1 protein-coding gene is annotated in these 1,319 nt (G+C 49.6%); it reads right to left on the bottom strand.

Going from position 1 to position 1,319, the window contains the following annotated elements; genetic code table 11:
- Positions 1-83: 83 nt before the first annotated feature.
- The coding region (locus B5E53_RS18600) for a BRCT domain-containing protein (RefSeq protein ID WP_343215691.1) at positions 84-1,319 on the bottom strand (1,236 nt) is incomplete at its 5' end.

Genomic DNA, 1,319 nt, shown 5'->3' with positions numbered 1-1,319 from the left:
TCTGCCCTTTCCATACTGCCAGACAGGTAATTTTTGGAGAAGCTGCTTGTCAGGCAGCTTCCCCAAGTGGATCATGTACAATCTTATGCAATCATTGCTAAAAACTCTGCTTCTGACAGAATGGTTATGCCTAAAGACTTGGCTTTTGCCAGCTTGCTTCCGGCTTTTTCGCCGCAGATGAGATAATCCGTTTTGCCTGTTACAGAGCTGCCCGGTTTGGCACCAATCTCCAGGATCTTATCATTGATCTCTGCGCGGGTGAAATTCTCCAGCTTTCCGGTTGCTACGATAGTCTTTCCTGCAAATTCAGTATTTTTTGCCATAGTGTTTTCTTCCTTTCTTTCTTCAAATGTAAATTCTTTCTGCAATGTGTCCCAGAGCATCAGATTTTCTTCATCCGCAAACCAGTCGTGAATGTTCTGGTTCAGTGTGGCGCCAAAGTCCTCTAACTGTGTGAAGTCATAGTCATCGGTGGCAGCCGCCCGGAAGGCATTCAGACTGCCGGAGAATACGGTATCCAATACCCGGCTTTTTGTACGGCCTACCATGGGAATATCCATGCTGACCAGATAGCGGACAAAGGTGGTGCTGCGGCTGGCCTGAATTGCGTTCCAGAGCCGGTCAAAGGATTTCTCCCCGAACCCTTCCAGCCGGATGATCTCTTCCCGGTGCTGATCCAGATGGTAGATGTCATGGAAGGTCTGAAGGTATCCCAGATTCAGGAATTTCTCCAGAGTAGCCTCACTTAATCCTTCAATATTCATGGCTTTCCGGCATACGAAATGGACGAATTTTTTCAACTGCTGGCTTTCACAGGATGGATTGCTGCAGTGTACAGTTTCAATGATACGTCCTTTTTCTGCTGTTTTCCGCCGCAGTTCTGTAGGAGCGCCGCAGCACGGGCAGATAGCAGGGGCTGCATCCCGGTAGTGTCCACGGTCCAGGTTCTCCTCTACATGGGGAATGATCATGTTCCGTTTGGATACCAAGATATGGCATCCCGGCACCAGCTCCAGTTCCCGGATAAAGGTGAGGTTATGAAGCGTGGCCCTGGATACGGAGCACCCATCAATCTCCACGGTGTCAAAGACTGCCACAGGTGCCAGTTCCCCGAAACGGGAAGGCGTCCATTCAATACTCTGGAGAACGGTTTCATAGGTTTCGTCCTCAAATTTGAAAGCAAGTCCGTCCTTGTAGTGATGTCCGGTTCTTCCGCAGCTTGCGGAATACGCCAGGTCATCGAAGATCAGTACCATTCCGTCAATGGGAAGATCCAGTGTTTCTGCCTTCTCCTTCAGGTCCTGGATACGAAGCTCCAG

It is taken from the genome of Eubacterium sp. An11 (assembly GCF_002161065.1).
GTDB lineage: Bacteria > Bacillota > Clostridia > Lachnospirales > Lachnospiraceae > Anaerobutyricum > Anaerobutyricum faecale.
This window is presented reverse-complemented; position numbering and strand designations above follow the sequence as displayed.